Source organism: Litorerythrobacter xanthomarinus, assembly GCF_046254955.1.
Lineage (GTDB): Bacteria > Pseudomonadota > Alphaproteobacteria > Sphingomonadales > Sphingomonadaceae > Qipengyuania_C.
Window position 1 is genome coordinate 532,509 of sequence record NZ_JBJXRG010000002.1, and the last position, 21,500, is coordinate 554,008.

The window sequence follows — 21,500 nt, forward strand, 5'->3', positions numbered from 1 at the left end:
CTAGCCAGCGCGCAAGAAATTCCTGCGAAACTCCGCGGCAAATTCGGAAAAGCCGCCCTGCCATATTGCATCTCGCATGGCCTGCATGAGCTGCTGGTAGAACGAGAGATTATGCTCGGTCATCAGCATCGCACCGAGAATTTCGCCCGATTTGACAAGGTGGTGCAGGTAAGCGCGCGAGTAGGTCTTGCAGGTCGGGCAGGAACAGCGATCATCGAGCGGATCGGTATCTTCCGCAAAGCGCGCATTGCGCAGGTTGAGCGGCCCGTTCCAGGTAAAGGCCTGACCATTGCGCCCGGAGCGGCTCGGCAGAACGCAATCGAACATGTCGATCCCGCGCTCGACCGCCCCGACCAGATCATCGGGCTTGCCCACGCCCATCAGGTAGCGCGGCCTGTCTTGGGGCAGCTGCGCGGGAGCAAAATCCAGCGTGGCAAACATCGCCTCCTGCCCCTCGCCCACGGCCAGACCTCCCACGGCATAGCCATCAAAACCGATGTCGATCAGAGCTTCGGCGCTCTGCTTGCGTAATTCTTCGTCGAGTGCGCCCTGCTGGATGCCGAAGAGAGCCGCAATTGTTGCGTGCTCTCCGCCCGCATCGAATGCATCGCGACTTCGTTTCGCCCAGCGCATCGAAAGCTCCATGCTCTTTGCGATCTCGTCTCGCGGCTGATCGGCGCGCGGGCACTCGTCGAATGCCATCACGATGTCCGAACCAAGAAGGCGCTGGATCTCCATCGAGCGCTCAGGCGTGAGCATGTGCTTGGAACCGTCCAGGTGGCTGCGAAATTCGACTCCTTCTTCAGTCAGCTTTCTCAGTTCGGATAGGCTCATCACCTGATAGCCGCCGCTATCGGTCAGGATCGGGCGCTGCCAGTTCATGAATTTGTGCAGCCCGCCGAGCTTGGCGACCCGCTCAGCGCCCGGCCGCAGCATCAGGTGATATGTATTGCCGAGGATGATATCCGCACCGGTCTCGCGGACGACCTCCGGCTTCATCGCCTTGACCGTCGCTGCCGTCCCCACTGGCATGAACGCGGGTGTGCGAATCTCACCGCGCTCCATCGCAATTTTGCCAAGGCGGGATTTGCCGTCGGTTGCCTCAATCGAGAAGGAAAAGCGGGTCATCCAGTCCTAAAATCCATAAACCAGCGAGAAGCGCGATGTCGTATCGGTTTTCACAGCACCTGCTGGCGGGTTGCTGTCATACTCGATCTGGTAAGAGAAACGCATACTGATGCTATCGCTCACCTTTGCCTGCAGGCCAGTAACAACGTTGATAGAAGTGTTGGAGCCCCCAACGATCGCAGCCGCGTTGCCGCCCGCATCAGCCACCATATTGGTGTCCTGGGTGAGCGAAAGCCCATCGCTTATGGCCCAGTCGAAATCGAGCCCCACCAGAGCTGCGAGCTCGCTTTCGCTTTCACCGACAATAAACTCTGTACGGCGAAAGGCAGGCCCCGCCTTGATCGCGAAATTGAGGTCCTCGCGGTCGATCAGGTGATAACCAATGCCACCAGAAACGGCGTAGCGCGCTGAGAAACCCTGGAATCTGTCGCGCTCATACTGACCCAGCCCATAAGCGAAGATCTTGTCGCTGAGCTGGTACCGCGGTTCGTAGCTGGCGAGGAATTGCTCGCGCCTTGTTTCACCGTCATTGCGTTGGAAATCCGCTACCGCCTGCAGCCGGTGGCTCCACCGCAGGCTCTCGCGTTTGAGCTTGATGGCTGCGTTCAGGCCCAATGAATCACTATTTCCGCTAGAGTGTGACGCACCGATCTGTCCTTCACCGGACCATAGATCGAATAAGCCAGCCTGCTTGATCTCGCGCTCTTCCGCTTTTTCGGCAAGACGAGCCTGCTTCATCCGCTCATCGAGAAACCCTTGATGGATCCGATCAAGCTCTGCTGCCTCGTCAGGATTGGTTTGCTTCGCGATCTCAATGATTGTTCCGACCTTCTCGGGATCGCCGGTCGCAAGGGCCGCATCGACCATGGCCTTGACGCTTTCCGGAATCTGGGCCTGTGCAGGGATCGCGAATAAGAAGATTGCGGCGACGATCAGTGAACGTGAAAACATGCGGCGCGAGCTAGCGTGGCGGGGTGAGCAAGGCCACCCTGAATCTACTCGCGCAGACGCCAACCGGTCTTGAAGATGATGGCGATGATAGCGATGCAGACTGCCAGGAAACCGACCGTCAGCCCCAGCGAGATCGCAATCGAAACATCGGCGCTGCCGTAGAATGTCCAGCGCAAACCGCTGACGAGAAAAGCAATCGGATTAAGCAGCGCGATCTTGTCCCAAGGGTCGGGCAGCATGTCGAGCGAGTAGAAAGTTCCACCAAGGAAGGTCAGCGGGGTAAGGATCAAAATGGGAATAATACCGAGCTTTTCGAAGTTGTCCGCCCACACGCCCAAGATGAAGCCGAACAGACTGAAACTGGCAGCGACCAGCATAATGAAGAGGAGAGCCCACAAGGGATGCACGATTGTGTAGTCTACGAATAGCAGTGCTGTCGTGAGAATGATCGCCGCGAGGATCAGGCTCTTGGTCATCGCCGCGCCGACGAAGCCGACCAGCGTTTCCGCCACCCCGATCGGCGCAGAAAGGAGTTCGTAGATCGTGCCCGTGAAGCGAGGCATGTAGATACCGAAGCTCGAATTGCTGGTTGTCTCTCCCAACAAAGTCAACATTAGCAGGCCGGGTATGATGAACGCCTCGTAGGGTATGCCTCCGATCGGTTGCATGCGGCTGCCAATCGCAGCGCCAAAGACGATGAAATAGAGCGAGGTCGTGAGAACGGGCGCGAGCACCGACTGGAAAGCCGTGCGCAGGAAACGCAGCAACTCGCGTTTGTAGATCGCCCAGGCGCTGCGGAAATTGAAGGTCATTCCGCCGGCTCCTCGTCGCGGTGCTCGACCAGGCCGACGAAGATGTCTTCGAGCGAGGATTCGTGAATATCGATGCCGGCGTAATCGATCCCGGCGCGCGTGAGCAGCTTGGTCAATTCGGCGACTTCGGCCTTGCCGGTACCGGTCCCATCTCCGCCGCGATAACAAAGCTGCTTGCGGTCATCGGTCAAGGTAACGCCCAGATGCGCAATGCTTGACGGAATCTCGGCAAGCGGCTGCGCGAGGTCAATCAGGGCCTCGGTCCGACCGAGCCTGGCCATCATCGCATCTTTGTTGTCGACCATCAGGATCTTGCCGTCGCGGATCACCCCCACCCGGTCGGCCATCTCCTCGGCTTCTTCGATATAATGCGTGGTCAGGATAACAGTGACCCCGCGCGCGCGCATCTCGTCAATCTGGCGCCACATGCTCTTGCGCAGTTCGACATCCACGCCCGCTGTCGGCTCATCAAGGAACAGCAGATCGGGCTCATGCGCCAGCGCCTTGGCAATCAGGACCCGCCGCTTCATGCCACCGGAAAGCGCCATGATCCGTTCGTCACGCTTCTCCCACAGGTTAAGGCTGCGCAGGACCTCTTCGATTTTGGCCTTGTCGGCGGGTTTGCCGAACAGACCGCGCGAATAAGACACAGCGCGGTGAACGGGCTCGAACATGTCTGTGCTGAGCTCCTGCGGGACTAGCCCGATCCGCGAGCGCGCTTCCCGCCAATCCTTGGCCATATCGAAACCGAAGGCGCGGATCGTGCCAGAAGTGGGGCGCACGATACCGCATACTGCGCCGATCAGCGTGGTCTTTCCCGCGCCATTCGGTCCGAGCAGGGCAAAAATCTCGCCCCTGCGAATCTCCAGATCGACGGAATCGAGCGCTTTCAATCCGCCGGAATAGACTTTTGTCAGCCCCTCGAGCTGGAGAATCGGTTCTGCAGTCTCGCTCACTAAAGTCAGCTAGCGGCAATCCAGTTCCCGTGGAAGCCCGGGGGAATGACATGCGGCATATGTATCCGCGCCACATCACTCAGCGTGGCGGCATCGAGGATGGCCAGATCGGTCGTCCCGCTGCCGCGATCGATAATGTAACCGACCAGCCAACCGTCGCCTTCGGGTGCATCGTCCGAGCGCGGGATAAATACGAACTCGCCGGGGACCTTGCCCTCTCCCAATTCACGCGTGACCTTCTCGCCTGTCTGTAGATCGTGTCGGTATAAGGGTTGGGGAGCGACGAATTCCAGATTTTCGTCTTCCGGCAGCCCCATCGTCCAAAGATATCGGTAATCCTTGGCAAAGTATCGCTCGTCAGGGCGCGGGAACTCCTGCCCGGCCGTGTCGAGGGTCGCGCGGTCCACCTTGGTTGCGCCCGGGGTGATGGTCCAGCGCTCGAGTCCGAGTGATTTGCCATAGGGGCCAGGCATCTCGCCATCGAACATCGTCTCGTAGACACAGCAATCGACCACGACCGTACCATCGTCTTTCTCGAAGCTATTGCCGATATGGAAGACGTAGCACGGATCGACATCGACCCAGCGTACCTCGGTACCATTGCGCGGGATCAAGCCAACGCGGGCGCCATGTTCAGGCTGCCAGCGATAGGGGAAGCGATAGCCCGCGATGAGGGTTTTCATCGAGAAACGTACCGGCAGGTCGAATATGACGACATGCTTGGAGGTCAGCGCGCAATCGTGGATCGACGGGCCATGCTGGACGGCGATGGGCGCCTCACGCAGCACTCGTCCCGAGCTGTCCATCGCGACGTGGCGGATCGTCTTGTCGTCGCTGCCTTCGTAGCAGATCGCATGGAATTCGCCGGTATCGGCACATTGATGAGGATGCGCGGTGAAAGATCCAGTAAGCCCGCCGCCAAAGTCCGAATAGGCTACGCTTTCGAGGTGCTCATCCAACTCGACGGGAAACGACGAGGCCTCAACCAGCGCCATTGTCTTGTCGCCCATCTTAAGCACATTCGTATTGACGGTATCGCCAAACCCGCGGCGCGGACCGCCGACTGCCTTTGGCCCGCCTTCGGCTTCAAGGTCGTTCGAGCGGATATAGCGATTGCGATACCATTCGGCCTTGCCGCCCTTGATCCGCACGCCGTGGACCATACCATCGCCGATAAACCAATGATGGCCCTGTCTGAGACCGCCGAACGGGTTGGGACCGATACGAACATAGGTCCCATCCAGCTCAGTCGGAATTTCACCGGTGACCTGGAGATCCTTAAGCGTCAATTCGCCGTCCATCGGCGTATGAATGCCGTGCAGGAACGGGTTATCCTGCGCATCCTTGAGGCGCTTGCGATTGAACTCGGATACCCCGGTGATCACCGGGGTGACAGCCTTGCGGATGGTTTTCTCGATAACGCTTGCCATAATCTCAACTCCAGTTTCGAAATGCAACCTAACATGAATTACGGCAAGAGCAAGGACGAATCCCCGTAGCTGTAGAAACGATATTCCTGCTCAATCGCACGAGCGTAGATCTGGTGCATCCGCTCAAGCCCCATGAGCGCACTGACCAGCATGAAGAGCGTCGATTTGGGAAGGTGAAAATTGGTCATCAGACCGTCTATCGCCTTGAAACGATAACCGGGCGTGATGAAAATGTCGGTGTCGCCTTCCCACGGCTCGATCACGCCATCATCGCGCGCTGCGCTTTCGAGCAACCTTAAACTGGTAGTGCCCACCGAGATGATCCGGCCACCTGCTGCGCGCACCGCATTGAGCTGCTCGGCCAAATCCGGTTCGATCCGGCCCCATTCGGAATGCATGACATGATTTTCGGTGTCATCAGCCTTAACCGGCAGGAACGTCCCCGCTCCCACGTGGAGCGTGAGCGTTTCTGAGAGGACGCCCCGCTCCGCCAGCGCTTCCATCAAGCGCGGGGTGAAATGGAGCGATGCCGTGGGGGCTGCGACCGCCCCATCTTTCTCGGCAAACATGGTCTGGTAATCTTCGCGGTCCTGCTCGTCGGTCGCACGCTTCCCCGCAATATAGGGCGGCAGAGGCATCGTCCCGGCGCGATCGAGCAATACTTCAACCGGTTCTTCGCCTTCGAAGGCCAAGATGAAACTGCCGTCAACCAGACGCTCTTCGGCAAGCGCTGTCACATCGCCACCGAAAACGACCTGATCGCCTTCGCGCAAGCGCTTGGCATTGCGCACGAAAGCCTGCCATCGCCTGAGATCGATCCGCTTGTGCAGCGTCGCGCCGATCCTGGCTTCACCACGCCTACCTTCCAGCTGGGCCGGAATCACCCGCGTATCGTTGAAGACAAGAACATCACCCCGTTCCAGCATCGCCGGGAGATCGAGCACCGTTTGATCGGCGATTGTCTCGTCGCCTCGCGCCACCAGCAATCGCGCGGAATCGCGCGGGCGCGCCGGACGCAGGGCGATCCGTTCATTAGGAAGCTCGAAATCGAAAAGGTCGACGCGCATGCCGCGCCACTAGGCGAGAGCTGCGCGGCAGGAAAGGCCTAGATAGAGCCGCTCAACATGTCGGCAGTGATCTCTTCCTGCTGCACCGGCGGCGCAGCAACCGGCACCGGCTTGTTATCCGATGCAATCGAAGCCTGCAGCACCCGCGTCGGGTTTGCGGGCGGCTCACCGCGATTGATCGCATCGACCGCCGCCATGTTCGAGATTACCCGGCCAAAATTGGTGTAGCGATTGTCGAGGCTGAAGCGTGGATAGAAGACGATGAAGAACTGGCTGTTTGCGCTGTCTTCCGATGCAGCACGCGCCATCGATACGGTCCCGCGAATGTGCGGGCGCGTGTTGAACTCTTCTTCCATGTCGGGAAGCTGCGAACCGCCCTGCCCCGTTCCAGTCGGATCGCCGGTCTGTGCCATGAAGCCTTCGATAACGCGGTGGAATATCACTCCATCGTAGAAACCCGACCGAGCAAGCGTCTTCACGCGTTCGACGTGATTAGGAGCCCAACTCGGCATCAAGCGGATAGCTACGCGTTCACCGTTCGAAAGGTCGAGCAGGAGGATGTTCTCACGGTCTTCCGAGATATTGTAATTTATCGGCTGGAGAACGCGCGGCGCTTCCGTCGCGACCGCTGCTTCGGCCACGACTTCACCTGCTGCGTCTTCGTCTTGAGCAAGCGCAACGCCAGGCAGCGATACCGTTGCGAGCATGGCTCCGGCGGCGATCAAGGGCTTGAACATGTATTTCCTGTCGAATTGTGTCTGATGTGGTTGCCGCGCGTTTAACCTGCCCGGACTGTCGGTTCAATGAATGATCGGCGCAGTGGATAAGCTGCGCTCAGTAATCTCCCAGCCGCCCAATCTTTTCCACCCGTGCAACCACCTGATCCCGCACGTCAGCGCTAACGAACGGGGAGATATCTCCGCCGAACAGCGCGATTTCCTTGACCAGCTTGCTGGCAATGGGTTGGAGCGAGACATCGGCCATCAGGAACACCGTTTCGATCTCGTCATCGATCTGCTGGTTCATCCCGGCCATCTGATACTCGTACTCGAAATCGGCCACAGCACGAAGGCCGCGAATAATCACATTGGCACCCTGCTTGCGCGCAAATTTCATCAGCAAAGCATTGAACCCGACGATCTCGACATGATCGATTTCCAGCCGGTCGACTTCGGCGCGGACCATTTCGCAGCGTTCCTCGAAAGTGAACATCGGATTCTTCGAAGGGTTGGTCGTCACGCCGATAATCAAGCGATCGACCAATTTGCTGCCGCGGCGGATGATATCAGCATGGCCCAGAGTGATGGGATCGAAAGTGCCCGGATAGATGCCTATGCGTTCGCTCATTTGTCCCTCTCTACAATGTACCGCGCAAGTTCTCGCAGCAGCTCTGCCTCATGACCATAGCCAACCAGATGGCCCTGGGCCTGGCTGACCAGCATTCTCGCCTGCTCGCGCGCCTGTTCGACACCCATCAGCGAGACGAAAGTCTGCTTGCCCTGCACTGCATCCTTGCGCAGCGCCTTGCCGGCGAGTTCTTCGTCGCCTTCCTCGTCGAGCAAGTCATCGGCGATCTGGAATGCCAGCCCGATATCGCGCGAATAGGCTCTCAGATGCGCGCGGCCTTCAGGCGGAACCTTGCCGAGTATTGCGCCCATTTCAACTGAAGCTGCCAACAAGGCGCCGGTCTTGAGCTGCTGCAGCCGCGTGATCGAATGGAGGTCATATTCGACGGCCTCCGCCGCCATATCCATCACCTGTCCGCCTGCCATACCGTTCATGCCGGACGCTGTGGCGAGAGCCCCGGCGAGCTCTGCGCGCACGAAAGGATCCCCGATCGCATTGTGGTCCGTGAGAATTTCAAACGCCAGAGCGTGCAGGGAATCTCCGGCAAGAACCGCCGTGGCTTCGTCAAACGCAAGGTGCACCGTAGGCTTACCATGCCGCAGCGCGTCATCATCCATGCAGGGCAAATCGTCATGGATCAGCGAATAGACATGGATCGATTCCACAGCGCAGGCGACAAGCACGGCTAACTCGCGATCGACCCCGAAAAGCTCGGCAGTGCTCACCAGCAGCAGCGGCCGCACGCGTTTGCCGCCGCCGATGGCAGCATAGCGCATTGCCTCTATCAACTTGGCGCGCGTATCATCAGGGATCGGGAGCAGCGTATCGAAACACGCATCCACTTCGCGCTGAATTTCTTCCAAAGCACGGGGCAGCAAGCGATTCTCGACTTCGGTCAAAGCCATGTCAGCCTTCCGAATCGAACGGAGCAGTTCCGGTCGGCTTGCCATCTGTACCGGCGACAATCTTCTCGATCCGGGCTTGCGCCGCATCGAGACGCGCCTGACAATGCGCTCGTAGCTTGTCGCCCCGTTCATAAAGCTCGATCGACTGGTCGAGTGGAACTTCGCCGCCTTCGAGACGGCGCACCACATCTTCGAGCGCTTTCAGCGCCTCTTCAAAGCTCAGTTTCGCGATTTCGCCGGAACCCTCTGCCATGCACCAGAGCATTGACGGGCGCGAGGCGTGCGGTCAAGCTGGCAACATAACGGGGAGAACGCAATGAAGTGGATTATTGCCTACGTCGCTGCCGCAATCAGTTTCGGTATCCTGGATTTCTTCTGGCTGCGCTGGGCCGGCCCGAACCTCTACCGCCCTGTAATTGGTGAGATAATGGCGGACCAGTTCCGCGGCGGCGCAGCTGCAGTCTTCTACTTCATCTACATCGCCGGAATGGTCTGGTTCGCCATCAAACCGGCGATGGCCACGGGCAATGTCTCGACGGCGATCCTTAACGGCGCGCTGCTTGGCGCGTTATGTTACGCCACCTTCGATCTCACCAGCCAGGCCGTGATGAAGGTCTGGGCGACGCACATCACCATCGCAGATATCCTGTGGGGAGCATTTGCCACGGCGGTGGCCAGCGGTGTCGCTACATTCGCGGTGCTGCGCCTGGGCAACGCCTAGTGGCGCAAGTCACCGCCAGTGATGACGGCGGTGTGCGGCTGTTGACCATCGCCAATCCGCCACTTGGCTACATGAATGCCGAGACGGCGACGGAACTGCTCGATCATTTGCGGGAAGCGCAAACGGACGATGCGGTTCGCGTGATCGTATTTACAGGCGGCGTGCCCGGTGTTTTCATTCGCCACTATGACGTGGGTGAGATTGTCGCGGTCGGCGAGATCGCCGCTTCTGGAGCCGGCGGCGAAGCGGGTGAGCGCGCGGATTCTCCGGTCTACGCCATGTTCGACTTGCTGCTCGACTACCCCAAACCGACCATCGCCGCGATCAACGGCATGTGTATGGGGGGCGGCTTCGAATTCGCATTGGGTTGCGATATTCGAATTGCGCAGCATGGCGATTACACGATTGGCCTGCCTGAGACGCGCCTCGGCATCATTCCGGGGCTTGGCGGATTACAGCTGCTATCGCACGTGGTTGGATTGGCGAGAGCAAAGGAAATGGTCCTGCGCGGTCGGGTGGTCGATCCGCATGAAGCGCTCCGCTTGGGAATGGTTCACGAATTGGCGAGCGATGCATTGGCTCAGGCCATGGATGTAGCACGCGACCTAGCTTTGCTACCCCAAGGCGGCCTCGCGGCGGTTAAGCGGATGGCGGCGCTCGTCTCTGCGGGTGAAGCGCTCGATCAAGGTATCAATACAGCAGCCACGGAATTCATGGGGACATTGCTAGCGAATGATGAGGCGATGAGCCGCATGCGCGAATTCCTGGCAGGCGGCGAAGACATCGTGGCTCGCTAAGGCAGACATACAGGGGGAATTGGAATGTTTATCGGACACTGGGCTCCGGCGCTCGCAGCAGCGGCAGCTACCTCAAAGGCACCGCGCCTCGGCACATTGTTCGTCGCAGCGCAGTTGACCGACTTCGCATTCTTTATCTTCGCGCTGATCGGCATCGAACGCATGCGCATCACGCCCGGAATGACCGCGATGAATCCGATGGACCTCTACCACCTGCCCTATACGCACAGCCTTGCAGGCTCGGTTGGCTGGGGCATCGGCTTTGCAATCCTGATCTTCGTGCTCACCAAGGACCGCATGGCATCGATCATCGGCGGGCTGGTCGTGATCTCGCACTGGTTCATCGACTTGCTCGTCCATCGGCCTGATCTTACGCTTTGGGGGGCACCGCCCAAGCTTGGCTTCGGTCTGTGGAACCAACCGGTGATTGCCATGCCGCTTGAGCTTATCATCACCTTCGGCGCGCTTGCCTGGTATGCCAAGCGAACGCGCGGCCCAGCCGTCCCGATTGCGATTCTCGGCCTCGTGTTGTTTGCCATGCAGATGATCGACTGGTTTGGCCCGCCTCCCGCAGAGGCCGGACCGCAGCTCTATCTCACTGCACTTGTCGCCTTCACCGTGGCCAGCGCAATCGCATGGTGGGTGGGGACAACTCGCAAGCACAAACGCGCAGAGGCCTAGCGAGTCAGCCCGTCCATCGCTAAGGGCGCGTGCATGGCTAAAATTGCGCCCGAAATCACGCCCGAAATTGTCGAACAGCACGGCTTTTCGCCCGAGGAATACGAGCAAGTCCTCAAGTCACTGGGACGCGAGCCCAACATGGTTGAGCTGGGCATCTTCTCGGTGATGTGGAGCGAGCATTGCTCATACAAGTCATCGCGCCTGCACCTGAAGAAACTCCCGACCGAGGCACCCTGGGTGATTTGCGGACCCGGCGAAAATGCGGGCGTAATCGATATCGGTGACGGACAGGCTGCCATCTTCAAGATGGAGAGCCATAACCACCCCTCGTATATCGAGCCCTATCAGGGCGCGGCGACCGGCGTAGGCGGCATTCTGCGCGATGTCTTCACGATGGGCGCGCGGCCTGTCGCAAACGCCAATGCGCTGCGTTTCGGACGGCCCGATCATCCCAAGATGCAGCATCTCGTGAAAGGCGTGGTCGCGGGCATCGGCGGCTACGGGAATTGCGTAGGCGTGCCGACTGTGGCGGGCGAGACCAATTTCCACCCAGCCTATGACGGAAACATCCTCGTCAATGCGATGACAGTGGGCGTGGCTGACGCGGACAAGATTTTCTACTCGGCAGCGACCGGCGTCGGCAATCCGATCGTCTATGTCGGCTCGAAGACTGGGCGCGACGGCATCCACGGCGCGACCATGGCCAGCGCGGATTTCGAGGAAGATGCCGAGGCGAAACGCCCCACCGTGCAAGTCGGCGACCCGTTTACCGAGAAACTGCTGATCGAAGCCTGCCTCGAGCTGATGGCGACCGATGCCATCGTTGCGATTCAGGACATGGGCGCGGCGGGCCTCACCTCTTCTAGCGTCGAGATGGCTACCAATGGTAAGGCGGGCATCCGTCTCGACATGAACAAGGTGCCGTGCCGCGAGGAAGGCATGACACCTTACGAGATGATGCTGAGCGAAAGCCAAGAGCGCATGCTCATGGTGCTCAAGCCCGGCAAGGAAGCCATGGCGGCGGAAATTTTCGAGAAGTGGGAGCTCGATTTCGCCGTCATCGGCGAAGTCACCGATACGCGGCACATGGTGCTGGAATTCGATGGCGAGGTGGTGTGCGACATCCCGCTTGGTCCCCTTGCCAAGGATGCGCCGGAATACGACCGGCCTTACCTCTCGAAAAAGGAATACAAGACCTGGGCGCAGGTCAAACCGCTGAAAGATGTGCCCGAAAGCACTGATATCGGCGCGGACCTCCTCAAGCTGATGGCTTCGCCCGCGCTCGCCTCGCGCCGCTGGATTGCCGAGCAATATGACAGCCAAGTGATGGGTGACACGCTGCAGACCGGCGGCGATGCCGGCGTGGTGCGCGTTCACGGCACCAAGAAGGCGCTGGCGATCACCACCGATTGCACCCCGCGCTATGTCTATGCCGACCCCTATGAGGGCGGGAAGCAGGCGATTGCCGAGGCTTACCGGAACCTCTGTGCGGTCGGCGCGCGTCCGCTGGCAGTGACCAATTGCCTCAATTTCGGTAACCCGCAGCGGCCCGAAATCATGGCGCAATTCGTCCACGCGCTCGAAGGCATGGGCGAAGCGTGTCGCGCGCTCGACTTCCCGATCGTGAGCGGGAATGTCTCGCTCTACAATGAGAGCAAGGCGACGGGCGGCGGCTCGGCGATCCTCCCGACACCCGCGATCGGCGGGGTGGGCATTATCGACGATTATTCGAAGATGATGACGATGGGCTTTCCTTCCGAGGACATCGCGCTCGTCATGATTGGCGACTGTTCAGGACATCTCGGACAGTCCCTATACGCGCGAGAAATTCTCGACATGAGTGCTGGCGCACCTCCTTCCGTCGATCTCGAAGCCGAGAAGAGGAACTCCGAATTTGTTAAACTACTCGTCGATCGAGATCTCGCTAATTGCGCTCACGATATCTCGGATGGCGGCTTGGCTGTTACCTTATGCGAAATGTCTCTGGCGTCGGGGATGTCATTCCATTGCAATGTAGAAGCACCAAGCGAAGCGGCATCTGTCGAAGGCTTTCTCTTTGGAGAGGATCAAGGGCGCTATGTCGTTGGCGTTGATGCCACTGATCTACAGGATTTATTGGATTTGGGAGCCAGCAGGGATGTGCCCTGCTCCACTGTCGCAAGTGTTGGCGGAGAAGATATCCAGTTTGGTGACAATCCAGGTTATTCTGGCCATGTGGCGACATTCTCGCTCTCCGACCTGCGCGAAGCGCACCAGAGCTTCTTCCGCGATTGGATGGAGACATAGGTGCCAACCATTCCTCCGCTCGCCCTGAGCCTGTCGAAGGGCCGTACTTTCTTCGGGCTTTTTGGTGACAGAAGGAAAGACGGGGCTTCGACAAGCTCAGCCCGAACGGTAGTCTGAGTTGATCGAATTATTCCAACCGATCCTCCACTACGGCGGCCACTTCCTCGTGCCCTTCGTATTCGCCGCAATTCTGTGGCGCGATGACTGGAAGCAGGCAGGTCTTGTGATGTTCGCCGCGAACCTCATCGACCTTGACCACCTTCTTGCCGAACCGATCTTCGATCCCGACCGCTGCAGTATCGGCTTCCACCTGCTGCACGGCTGGGAAGCGGCCCTCGCCTACGTCCTGTTGCTCGCTATCCCGCGCTGGTGGACGCGCGCCTTTGGCCTTGGAGCGCTGTGGCATCTTGCGGTCGACTATGGCGACTGCCTGATGCAAGGTCTCTGACATGACTGCTGGCTATTCCGGAACCCCGCTTGCCAAAAAGCTCAACCTGCGTGACGGGCAACGCTGCTGGTTCATGGGAATGCCGGAGACCGTACAGGACGAAATCGGCGAATATGCACTGGAACTCACATTCGTGGCCGATCCTGCCGAGGGTGTGGACGCGGCGCATATCTTCGTGACCCAACGCGCCGATCTCGAAACCTTGCTTGTCCAACTGCGCAACCAGATCGCCAAGGACGGACAGATTTGGGTCAGCTGGCCAAAGAAAGCGTCCGAGCTCACCACCGAGATCGACGAGAACGACGTTCGTACCGCCGGGCTGGAAATCGGCTTGGTCGATACCAAGAAATGCGCCGTCGACGAGACTTGGTCAGGGCTCAAGCTGGTGATCCGCAAGGAGCTGCGATGAGCGAGAAGCACCACCCCTACCCTGCGATGCCGGAAATCTCCGACCAAGAACGGGTCTTGCGCGCCATTGCCGCGTTCGAGCGTCTGAAGACCCGGCGTTCCTGCCGCTCCTTCACCGACCAGCCTGTCCCGCGCGAAGTGATCGAGCATGCCATTAGCGCCGCCGGGACTGCGCCCAATGGCGCCAATCACCAACCGTGGCATTTCGCCGTCGTCTCATCGCCGGGCAAGAAGGCGGCGATCCGCGAGGCGGCCGAGAAGGAGGAGCGCCGGTTTTACGGTGCTGACGGCGACAAGCCCAAGGCGTCGGACGAGTGGCTCGATGCGCTCGATCCGATCGGCACGGACGCGAACAAGCCTTTCCTCGAAACCGCGCCGCATCTCATTGTCTGCTTCGCTCAGCGCAAGGGCGGTATCGACGAGGATGGCGAAACGCAGAATTACTACGTCAACGAAAGCGTCGGGATCGCCTGCGGGATGTTGATTTCGACCTTGCATGAGGCAGGATTAGCCACGCTCACGCACACGCCCTCGCCCATGGGGTTCCTGCGCGAGATCTGCGAGCGCCCGGATTGGGAAAAACCGCTAATGATCGTGGTCGTGGGTCACCCCGCTGCGGATGCGACCGTTCCCGAGCATGCCGTTAAAAAGAAACCGCTCAGCCAGATAGCCAGCTGGCTCTAGCAATCACGCCGCAGCAAGCTGCTCTGCCTCTTTTCGCTCTGCCAGCAGATCATAGGGATCAATACCCTCGCTGCGCCAGACGCGGTGGCATTCGTGATACCAGGTCGGCTCCGGGATATTGAGCATCTTGCGAGCTTCAGCCAGATCCATCGCCAATAGCTCGCGGATCGACATGCCGACTATCGATGGACAGGCCACGCCCGTCTTGTGCGCCTGACGAACGGCCTTGAATACCGGAGCGCCGCTCTTGACGGTCTTCTTCATGTGGAATGATCCGGCATAGCCAAGCAGCAAATGCCCATGGCTCGGGTTCTGGCCGTGCGTGAACAGGAGTACGCATTGCTCGCCGAGCGCATCGCGACCATAGCCCGTCAACACGTGCATCAGGTCATGCGTGTCCCGCAGGCGGAAACCGTACCACTGGATGAGATCGGGATAAATCGGGCGACCTGCCGCTTCGGATTCGGCGACAAGGCCTGCGGCAGTCAGCCCTTCGCGTTCCATGAAGTCACAATAGGCGTGGGCGACAGTTCCCTCTGGCAGTTTGCGAAGCGATTCGTGATCATCGAGAATCGAGGGCAATTCTGCCTCGCTGGAGCGCAGCTTTTCACCCTGTTCGCTTAGCGTGAGATCGCGCACGCGGGGCATGAATGTCTTGTGCGGCAGCGCTTCGAAGATCTTGAACACCTCGGCGGTATCTTCCTTGTCCTTCAAAAGGATGCGGAAATGATGCCAAGCCTTGAGCGGCTCGTACTTCGGAATCGCACGGTCTGGATGGCGCAGCGGTGTGCCATCGGCGGCACATTCAACGCCCTTTGAATCTGTGGAAATCACGCTAGCATCGGTCATAGCGGCCTCTCTTACTGACAGAGATGTCAATATATGGTTTCAATATGAAATGCAAAAAGGAATCACGATGAGCCTGCGCTGGCCCTGGCTGCTGGGACTGTTGCTTGGTTCAGCAGCGCTCGCGCTGGGCCTGATCCAGCCGCTTGGCGAGGTGGAGAAATGGGGCCTAGCTGCCAGCTGGACGGCGCGCGTCGGCTTTCCGTTGCTCATTGCGGCCTATATCGCACGTCCGCTCACCCAGCTTTGGAAACATGATCTCCCCAAAGCTCTATTGAAGCGCCGCAAGTGGTTCGGCCTCGGCTTTGCGACCAGCCACACCATCCATCTCTACGCCCTGTTCACAGCGCTGGCAGTGGCGGGTCAAGGTATGGACCTTCTCACCATCCTGGGCGGCGGCGGAGCGTATGCGATCATGTACGTGATGGCCTTCACATCGAACCAGCGCTCGATGCAAGCGCTCGGCAAATGGTGGAAGCGGATACATCTGGTGGGGATCCACTGGCTCTGGTTTATCTATGCGCAAAGCTATTTCGGGCGGCTATTCGATCCAGAGCGTCAGCTCGTTGGCGCGATAGGCTTCTCGATCGCGATGGCAGCGGCACTGATCCGTTTCCTCGCCTGGCAAGAGATTCGCCAGCGCAAACGCGCCAAACAACCTGCCTAGCTGATAACCCAGTCGGTTTCCGGAATGCCAAACAGCTTGAGCACCGAAATCAGATCGCCCCGATTGATCTGGCCGTTGGAAGCTTCGCGCGCTTTGGGCTTGGCGTGATAGGCCACGCCGAAGGTCGCGGCTTCGAGCATGGGAATGTCGTTCGCACCATCTCCGGTTGCAAGCGATATCGCTTCTTCGCCTAGCTCGCCGAGCTCATCGAGCAAGACTCGCCTTTTGACCGAGCTATCGGTGATCGCGCCGAGCAACTGTCCGGTGAGCTTGCCATCTTTGACCGCAAGCCTGTTACCTACAACTCGATCGAAACCGAGCAACTCGGCAATAGGATCGGCAAAGTGGTGAAAGCCTCCTGTGACAAGAATGGTCCGGCAGCCCTTGGCCTTGAGCGTACCGACCAGTTTCCTGGCGCCTTCCATCGGCGTGATCCGCTCGGCCAGACAGCGGTCGATCGCGCTTTCCTCAAGACCGGCAAGCAGCCCCACCCGTTCGCGTAGCGCACGCTCGAAATCCAGCTCGCCCTGCATCGCGCGCTCGGTTATCTCGGCAATCCGATCCTTCAGGCCGGCATAGTCAGCCAATTCGTCGATACATTCCTGACCGATCATCGTGGAATCCATATCCGAAACGAACAGCTGCGGGACAGCAATATCACCCTCTGACAGAAGCAGGTCGCACGGAGCGAACACTTCCGAGAGAACCTTGGAAACCCCGCCAATCTCCGCATCGGGCAGCATTATCTGCAGCACATCACGCGCATCATGGAGCATGCTCACCGCAGCGATCGATATGCCCTGATCGCCCAGTGCAGCTGTCGCCGCATCCAGACGTGCTTCCAGCCCGCTATTGTTCTGGGCTGGGTCTGCTATCACGCGGGCAATGACCACGGGGAAAACTCCTGAGCGGCAACCGGTGGCGCTCATTGCAGGGCCAACCGCCAGCGGCAAGAGCGATCTTGCGGTTGGTCTCGCGCAAGCGCTGGAAAAGCAAGGCCGCAAGGCGGCAGTTATTAATGCCGATAGCGCGCAGGTCTATGCCGATCTGAAAGTTCTGAGCGCCCGCCCCTCGAAGAACGAGATGGGCGGCATCGAGCACCTGCTATTTGGCGCCTGGGATGGCGCGGTCGCTTGCTCTGCGGCCGATTGGGCTGAAGCGGCGAAACGTGAAATCATCCGATTGCACGCTGATGATGCAGTCCCGATCCTGTGCGGCGGGACCGGGCTGTATATGCGGACCCTGCTCGAAGGTATTGCTCCAATCCCACCAATTGAGCCAGCCATCCGCGAGGAGGTGAGAAGCCTTGCGGCGGAGGACGCTTACTCGGCGCTTAAGGCGGAGGACCCCGGCCGCGCTGGACAGCTGCAGCCCGGAGACAGCCAACGGATCGCGAGGTCGCTTGAAGTTACTCGATCAACCGGCAAATCGCTACTCGAATGGCAAGAGGAAAAGGTAGGCGGAATTGCCAACGAGATCGTTCTTCATCCGCTGGTCCTCCTTCCCGATCGCGAATGGCTTTATGAGCGGTGTGACCGGCGTTTCGAGATGATGATGGAGCGGGGAGCCATCAAGGAAGTCGAAGCGCTGCTCGCCCGCAAGCTCGACTCTACGCTTCCCGTCATGCGCGCGATCGGCGTTCCGGAGATCGCTGCCTCCTTATCCGGGCACATGTCACGAGAGGATATGATTTCCGCCGGACAGCAGGCGACACGAAATTACGCGAAGCGGCAGTATACCTGGTTCAGGCGGCAACCCCCAGGCAATTGGCCCAAGTCTGAGTCACAGAATTACGATTTAGGAAGAGGCTTTGCATTATTATTACAAGTTTAAGGGTTGACGCGCTATAAACTGACTCTTAGAGCGGCGCCGATTTCTGGTTGGAGAGGCGACCCGGTGCCCGTAGAAGCGCCGGGTCAATTTTTTGGCCGGACCGGAAGACGAATTGGGGAAATACAGTGACTGAGGAGCGCAGCGGCGCGAACATATTGATCGAATGCCTTGTCCGTCAGGGGGTCGAATTCGTATTCGGCTATCCGGGCGGCGCTGTTCTGCCGATCTATGACGAACTGTTTGGCGATGAACGGCTGCGTCACATCCTCGTGCGCCATGAAGCCGGCGCTGCGCATGCTGCAGAAGGTTACGCTCGTTCAACTGGCAAGCCCGGCGTCGTCCTCGTTACTTCCGGTCCCGGCGCGACAAATGCGGTTACCGGCATCGCTGACGCCTTCATGGATTCGATCCCCATGGTCGTTATCACCGGGCAGGTTGCGACCAGCCTGATTGGCACTGACGCCTTCCAGGAAGCAGATACAGTCGGCATCACGCGTCATTGCACCAAGCACAATTACCTCGTGAAAGATCCCGAGAGCCTGCGCCCGACGATCGAGGAAGCATTCCGGATTGCAACGACCGGCCGCCCCGGACCGGTCGTCGTCGATATCCCAAAAGACGTCCAGGTCGCCCTCGCCTCGTGGGACGATCAGAGCAACTCATCGAATGCAGCCACTCGTTACGATCCGCAGCAACTCGGCGCTGCCGAAGACATCATTGATGCGGTTGAACTTCTGGCCAAGGCCGAATGCCCCGTCATCTATTCGGGCGGCGGAGTGATCAATTCGGGTCCGCGCGCGAGCGAGCTGCTCCGCACGATGCAAGATCTTACCGGAGCGCCGCTCACGAGCACACTAATGGGTCTCGGCGCATTCCCGGCCGATCATCCCGATTGGTTGGGCATGCTCGGCATGCACGGCACCTACGAAGCGAACATGGCAATGAACCGCTGCGACGTGATGCTCTGCGTCGGTGCGCGCTTCGATGACCGTGTGACTGGGCGGCTCGACGCCTTCAGCCCAAATTCGAAGAAGATCCACATTGATATCGATCGCGCCTCGATCAACAAGACGGTGCCGGTAGACATCGCGATCCAGGGCAACTGCGCGCATGTGCTCGAGCAGCTGATCAGTGCATGGGGCGACCGCAAGCCGCGCGATTTGGGCGAATGGAAAGCCCGCATTGCAGGATGGCGCGCACGTGAAAGCCTCGCCTACCCGCCCAGCCGAGACATGATCATGCCGCAACTGGCTGTCGAGCGTCTGTTCGCGCTGACCAAGGATCGCAATCCGATCATCACCACCGAAGTCGGCCAACACCAAATGTGGGCGGCGCAATATTTCGGCTTTTTCGATCCCAACAAATGGCTCACTTCAGGAGGCCTTGGCACCATGGGCTATGGCCTCCCCGCTGCGATCGGCGCGCAGCTGGGCAATCCTCATGACCTCGTCATTGACATTGCGGGCGAAGCTTCGATCCAGATGAACATCCAGGAGCTCGGCACAGCGAGCCAGTATCGCCTCCCAGTCAAGGTCTTCATCCTCAACAATGAATACATGGGCATGGTCCGCCAGTGGCAGGAACTGACTTACGAAAGCCGCTATTCGAACAGCTATTCGGATAGCCTACCGGATTTCGTAGCCTTGGCCGAGGCTTATGGCTGGAAAGGCATCCGTATCGAAGACGAAGCTGGGCTAGACGCGGGCATCGAAGCAATGCTCACGCACGATGGGCCGGTGATCGTGGATTGCCTCGTATCCAAGGAAGCCAACTGCTTCCCGATGATACCTTCCGGCGCTGCGCATACCGAAATGTTACTCTACGGCGATCAGGTTGAAGGCACGATGGACGACGAAGCCAAGGCTTTGGTGTAAGGATTAGATGCAATGAAAATCCATACAGAGGAAGCCGAACGGCACGTGCTGACCGTCATGGTCGATAACGAGGCCGGCATTCTCGCCAAGATCGCGGGCCTGTTCACCGCGCGCGGTTACAATATCGACAGCCTGACCGTGGCCGACATTACCGAAAACCACAATGTCAGCCGAATAACGATCGTCACCAACGGTCCGCCCGAGGTGATCGACCAGATCGAAGCGCAGCTCGAGCGCCTCGTGCCCGTACATAAGGTGACCGACCTCACCACCGCCGGGCCGCACGTGGAACGGGAACTCGCGCTCATAAAGGTCAAGGGAACCGGTGAAACACGCGTCGAGGCTCTTCGAATTGCTGAAGTGTTTCGTGCGAGCGTGGTTGATACCACAACAGAAAGCTTTGTATTCGAGCTGACCGGTTCGCCCGACAAGATCGACAATTTCGTGAACCTCATGCGCGGGCTGGGGCTCGTCGAAGTCGGCCGCTCTGGTGTCGTTGGCATGATGCGCGGAACAGAGGGAACTTAGCGCGCCGCGTTTCCCCGGGAAAAGCTGGGGTCGGGTGCAGCCAAGACAGAATTTGTGGACAGCGGTCCCGGCTTCCGCTGGGACGACGAAGAACGAAAAAGGGAACTACCGTGAAAGTCTATTACGACGCCGATGCCGACCTGAACCTCATCACCGGCAAGAAGATCGCCGTTCTTGGCTATGGCAGCCAGGGCCACGCCCATGCGCAAAACCTGCGCGACAGCGGCGTGAAGGAAGTGGCCATCGCACTTCGCGAGGGCTCGGCCACCGCGAAGAAGGCTGAAGATGCAGGCTTCAAGGTCCTTTCAAACAGCGAAGCGGCTGGATGGGCGGACATCCTTATGATCCTCGCCCCGGACGAGCACCAGGCCGCGATCTGGGAGAACGACCTCAAGGGCAATATGAAGCCCGGCAGCGCGCTCGCCTTCGCGCATGGGCTCAACATCCACTTCGGCCTGATCGAAGCCCCCGAAGACATCGACGTCATCATGATCGCACCCAAAGGTCCCGGTCACACCGTGCGCAGCGAATACCAGCGCGGTGGCGGCGTGCCCTGCCTGATCGCGATCCACCAGGACTCGAGCGGGAATGCGCATGATGTTGCACTTGCCTATGCCTCGGGAGTGGGCGGTGGCCGCTCGGGCATTATCGAGACCAACTTCAAGGAAGAATGCGAAACCGACCTGTTCGGCGAGCAGGCGGTGCTGTGCGGCGGGATCACCCATCTGATCCAGGCGGGTTTCGAAACGCTCACCGAAGCCGGGTACGCACCTGAAATGGCCTACTTCGAGTGCCTTCACGAGACCAAGCTGATCGTCGACTTGCTCTACGAAGGCGGCATCGCCAACATGCGTTATTCGATCTCGAACACTGCCGAATACGGGGATATCAAGACAGGCCCGCGGATCATCACCGATGAGACCAAGGCCGAGATGAAACGCGTTTTAGCCGACATCACCTCTGGCCGTTTCGTGAAAGACTTCGTGCTCGACAACCGCGCTGGCCAGCCCGAGCTCAAGGCGAGCCGGAAGGCTGCCGAAGCGCACCCGATCGAGAAGACCGGGGCCGAGCTGCGCGCGATGATGCCATGGATCAGCGCCAACAAGCTAGTCGACAAAGAGAAGAACTAGC

At 59.3% G+C, this 21,500-nt stretch carries 24 protein-coding genes; 12 read left to right on the forward strand and 12 right to left on the reverse strand.

The genetic code is table 11. The features are described 5' to 3' along the window. The 10 genes from tgt to ACEWMW_RS11930 form a co-directional block, all read right to left on the reverse strand. Window positions 1–1,128, reverse strand: a complete 1,128-nt coding sequence (tgt, locus tag ACEWMW_RS11885; protein ID WP_409414157.1) for a tRNA guanosine(34) transglycosylase Tgt — start codon at window positions 1,126–1,128, stop codon at window positions 1–3. Window positions 1,129–1,134: 6 nt separating this feature from the next. Then, window positions 1,135–2,079 carry a DUF481 domain-containing protein gene (locus ACEWMW_RS11890; protein WP_409414158.1) on the reverse strand — a complete coding sequence of 315 codons (945 nt, stop codon included), beginning with the start codon at window positions 2,077–2,079 and terminating at the stop codon, window positions 1,135–1,137. A 44-nt stretch (window positions 2,080–2,123) separates the two neighbouring features. Continuing rightward, a complete protein-coding gene (locus ACEWMW_RS11895) occupies window positions 2,124–2,891 on the reverse strand; it encodes an ABC transporter permease (protein ID WP_409414159.1) in 768 nt (255 codons plus the stop codon). After that, window positions 2,888–3,847 carry an ABC transporter ATP-binding protein gene (locus ACEWMW_RS11900; protein WP_409414160.1) on the reverse strand — a complete coding sequence of 320 codons (960 nt, stop codon included), beginning with the start codon at window positions 3,845–3,847 and terminating at the stop codon, window positions 2,888–2,890. Before ACEWMW_RS11900 ends, ACEWMW_RS11895 begins: the two co-directional genes overlap by 4 nt. A gap of 5 nt (window positions 3,848–3,852) precedes the next feature. After that, window positions 3,853–5,277 (reverse strand): 8'-apo-carotenoid 13,14-cleaving dioxygenase, encoded by a 1,425-nt coding sequence (locus ACEWMW_RS11905; protein ID WP_409414161.1) that lies wholly within the window; start codon window positions 5,275–5,277, stop codon window positions 3,853–3,855. A gap of 38 nt (window positions 5,278–5,315) precedes the next feature. After that, the gene (queA, locus tag ACEWMW_RS11910; protein ID WP_409414162.1) at window positions 5,316–6,344 is read right to left on the reverse strand and encodes a tRNA preQ1(34) S-adenosylmethionine ribosyltransferase-isomerase QueA; all 1,029 of its coding nucleotides are present in this window, start codon (window positions 6,342–6,344) and stop codon (window positions 5,316–5,318) included. Between the two features lie 38 nt (window positions 6,345–6,382). Continuing rightward, the gene (locus ACEWMW_RS11915) at window positions 6,383–7,081 is read right to left on the reverse strand and encodes a peptidylprolyl isomerase (protein ID WP_409414163.1); all 699 of its coding nucleotides are present in this window, start codon (window positions 7,079–7,081) and stop codon (window positions 6,383–6,385) included. Window positions 7,082–7,178: 97 nt separating this feature from the next. Next, a complete protein-coding gene (gene coaD, locus ACEWMW_RS11920) occupies window positions 7,179–7,691 on the reverse strand; it encodes a pantetheine-phosphate adenylyltransferase (RefSeq protein ID WP_409414164.1) in 513 nt (170 codons plus the stop codon). Further along, window positions 7,688–8,596 carry a polyprenyl synthetase family protein gene (locus ACEWMW_RS11925; RefSeq protein ID WP_409414165.1) on the reverse strand — a complete coding sequence of 303 codons (909 nt, stop codon included), beginning with the start codon at window positions 8,594–8,596 and terminating at the stop codon, window positions 7,688–7,690. Before ACEWMW_RS11925 ends, coaD begins: the two co-directional genes overlap by 4 nt. A 1-nt stretch (window position 8,597) precedes the next feature. After that, entirely contained in the window at window positions 8,598–8,849 is a 252-nt protein-coding gene (locus tag ACEWMW_RS11930) for an exodeoxyribonuclease VII small subunit (protein ID WP_409414166.1), read from the reverse strand. 63 nt (window positions 8,850–8,912) lie between these two features. Between ACEWMW_RS11930 and ACEWMW_RS11935 the strand changes: the two genes are divergently transcribed. The 7 genes from ACEWMW_RS11935 (at window position 8,913) to ACEWMW_RS11965 (ending at window position 14,621) form a co-directional block, all read left to right on the forward strand. Then, a complete protein-coding gene (locus tag ACEWMW_RS11935) occupies window positions 8,913–9,317 on the forward strand; it encodes a DUF2177 family protein (RefSeq protein WP_409414167.1) in 405 nt (134 codons plus the stop codon). After that, window positions 9,317–10,114 (forward strand): enoyl-CoA hydratase/isomerase family protein, encoded by a 798-nt coding sequence (locus tag ACEWMW_RS11940; protein ID WP_409414168.1) that lies wholly within the window; start codon window positions 9,317–9,319, stop codon window positions 10,112–10,114. The genes ACEWMW_RS11935 and ACEWMW_RS11940 overlap by 1 nt, the downstream gene beginning before the upstream one ends. A 24-nt stretch (window positions 10,115–10,138) precedes the next feature. Continuing rightward, window positions 10,139–10,795, forward strand: a complete 657-nt coding sequence (locus tag ACEWMW_RS11945) for a hypothetical protein (RefSeq protein WP_409414169.1) — start codon at window positions 10,139–10,141, stop codon at window positions 10,793–10,795. Between the two features lie 33 nt (window positions 10,796–10,828). Beyond that, entirely contained in the window at window positions 10,829–13,081 is a 2,253-nt protein-coding gene (gene purL, locus ACEWMW_RS11950; protein ID WP_409414170.1) for a phosphoribosylformylglycinamidine synthase subunit PurL, read from the forward strand. A gap of 118 nt (window positions 13,082–13,199) precedes the next feature. Further along, complete coding sequence (locus ACEWMW_RS11955; protein WP_409414171.1) at window positions 13,200–13,529, forward strand: DUF6122 family protein; 330 nt, start codon at window positions 13,200–13,202, stop codon at window positions 13,527–13,529. Between the two features lies 1 nt (window position 13,530). Beyond that, window positions 13,531–13,938: a DUF3052 family protein gene (locus ACEWMW_RS11960; RefSeq protein WP_409414172.1), complete on the forward strand. Its 408-nt coding sequence runs from the start codon at window positions 13,531–13,533 to the stop codon at window positions 13,936–13,938. Then, window positions 13,935–14,621 (forward strand): nitroreductase family protein, encoded by a 687-nt coding sequence (locus ACEWMW_RS11965; RefSeq protein WP_409414173.1) that lies wholly within the window; start codon window positions 13,935–13,937, stop codon window positions 14,619–14,621. Before ACEWMW_RS11960 ends, ACEWMW_RS11965 begins: the two co-directional genes overlap by 4 nt. Before the next feature lie 3 nt (window positions 14,622–14,624). On the opposite strand, the gene ACEWMW_RS11970 is transcribed toward ACEWMW_RS11965, so the two are convergent. Next, entirely contained in the window at window positions 14,625–15,470 is an 846-nt protein-coding gene (locus tag ACEWMW_RS11970; RefSeq protein WP_409414174.1) for a Coq4 family protein, read from the reverse strand. Window positions 15,471–15,519: 49 nt separating this feature from the next. On the opposite strand from ACEWMW_RS11970, the gene ACEWMW_RS11975 reads away from it, so the two are divergent. Beyond that, window positions 15,520–16,134: a hypothetical protein gene (locus ACEWMW_RS11975; protein ID WP_409414175.1), complete on the forward strand. Its 615-nt coding sequence runs from the start codon at window positions 15,520–15,522 to the stop codon at window positions 16,132–16,134. Here the strand turns inward: ACEWMW_RS11975 and serB are convergent. Then, a complete protein-coding gene (serB, locus tag ACEWMW_RS11980; RefSeq protein WP_409414176.1) occupies window positions 16,131–17,027 on the reverse strand; it encodes a phosphoserine phosphatase SerB in 897 nt (298 codons plus the stop codon). The two genes, ACEWMW_RS11975 and serB, sit on opposite strands and share 4 nt — an antisense overlap. On the opposite strand from serB, the gene miaA reads away from it, so the two are divergent. The 4 genes from miaA to ilvC all read left to right on the forward strand — a co-directional run bounded on the left by miaA (window position 17,020) and on the right by ilvC (window position 21,499). After that, window positions 17,020–17,967, forward strand: a complete 948-nt coding sequence (miaA, locus tag ACEWMW_RS11985) for a tRNA (adenosine(37)-N6)-dimethylallyltransferase MiaA (RefSeq protein WP_409414177.1) — start codon at window positions 17,020–17,022, stop codon at window positions 17,965–17,967. The two genes, serB and miaA, sit on opposite strands and share 8 nt — an antisense overlap. A gap of 125 nt (window positions 17,968–18,092) precedes the next feature. Then, a complete protein-coding gene (ilvB, locus tag ACEWMW_RS11990) occupies window positions 18,093–19,841 on the forward strand; it encodes a biosynthetic-type acetolactate synthase large subunit (RefSeq protein ID WP_409414178.1) in 1,749 nt (582 codons plus the stop codon). Window positions 19,842–19,853: 12 nt separating this feature from the next. Continuing rightward, complete coding sequence (gene ilvN, locus ACEWMW_RS11995; RefSeq protein WP_409414179.1) at window positions 19,854–20,369, forward strand: acetolactate synthase small subunit; 516 nt, start codon at window positions 19,854–19,856, stop codon at window positions 20,367–20,369. A 77-nt stretch (window positions 20,370–20,446) separates the two neighbouring features. Continuing rightward, complete coding sequence (gene ilvC, locus ACEWMW_RS12000; RefSeq protein WP_409414459.1) at window positions 20,447–21,499, forward strand: ketol-acid reductoisomerase; 1,053 nt, start codon at window positions 20,447–20,449, stop codon at window positions 21,497–21,499. Window position 21,500: the final 1 nt, after the last annotated feature.

Coding starts and splice junctions, on each gene's coding strand:
- ACEWMW_RS11890 (WP_409414158.1), bottom strand. CDS start 2,079: ATGTTTTCACGTTCACTGATCGTCGCCGCAATCTTCTTATTCGCGATC.
- ilvN (WP_409414179.1), top strand. CDS start 19,854: ATGAAAATCCATACAGAGGAAGCCGAACGGCACGTGCTGACCGTCATG.
- miaA (WP_409414177.1), top strand. CDS start 17,020: ATGACCACGGGGAAAACTCCTGAGCGGCAACCGGTGGCGCTCATTGCA.
- ACEWMW_RS11915 (WP_409414163.1), bottom strand. CDS start 7,081: ATGTTCAAGCCCTTGATCGCCGCCGGAGCCATGCTCGCAACGGTATCG.
- ACEWMW_RS11935 (WP_409414167.1), top strand. CDS start 8,913: ATGAAGTGGATTATTGCCTACGTCGCTGCCGCAATCAGTTTCGGTATC.
- ACEWMW_RS11930 (WP_409414166.1), bottom strand. CDS start 8,849: ATGGCAGAGGGTTCCGGCGAAATCGCGAAACTGAGCTTTGAAGAGGCG.
- ACEWMW_RS11945 (WP_409414169.1), top strand. CDS start 10,139: ATGTTTATCGGACACTGGGCTCCGGCGCTCGCAGCAGCGGCAGCTACC.
- ACEWMW_RS11895 (WP_409414159.1), bottom strand. CDS start 2,891: ATGACCTTCAATTTCCGCAGCGCCTGGGCGATCTACAAACGCGAGTTG.
- queA (WP_409414162.1), bottom strand. CDS start 6,344: ATGCGCGTCGACCTTTTCGATTTCGAGCTTCCTAATGAACGGATCGCC.
- ACEWMW_RS11925 (WP_409414165.1), bottom strand. CDS start 8,596: ATGGCTTTGACCGAAGTCGAGAATCGCTTGCTGCCCCGTGCTTTGGAA.
- coaD (WP_409414164.1), bottom strand. CDS start 7,691: ATGAGCGAACGCATAGGCATCTATCCGGGCACTTTCGATCCCATCACT.
- purL (WP_409414170.1), top strand. CDS start 10,829: ATGGCTAAAATTGCGCCCGAAATCACGCCCGAAATTGTCGAACAGCAC.
- ACEWMW_RS11905 (WP_409414161.1), bottom strand. CDS start 5,277: ATGGCAAGCGTTATCGAGAAAACCATCCGCAAGGCTGTCACCCCGGTG.
- tgt (WP_409414157.1), bottom strand. CDS start 1,128: ATGACCCGCTTTTCCTTCTCGATTGAGGCAACCGACGGCAAATCCCGC.
- ACEWMW_RS11960 (WP_409414172.1), top strand. CDS start 13,531: ATGACTGCTGGCTATTCCGGAACCCCGCTTGCCAAAAAGCTCAACCTG.
- ACEWMW_RS11970 (WP_409414174.1), bottom strand. CDS start 15,470: ATGACCGATGCTAGCGTGATTTCCACAGATTCAAAGGGCGTTGAATGT.
- ACEWMW_RS11975 (WP_409414175.1), top strand. CDS start 15,520: ATGCAAAAAGGAATCACGATGAGCCTGCGCTGGCCCTGGCTGCTGGGA.
- ACEWMW_RS11965 (WP_409414173.1), top strand. CDS start 13,935: ATGAGCGAGAAGCACCACCCCTACCCTGCGATGCCGGAAATCTCCGAC.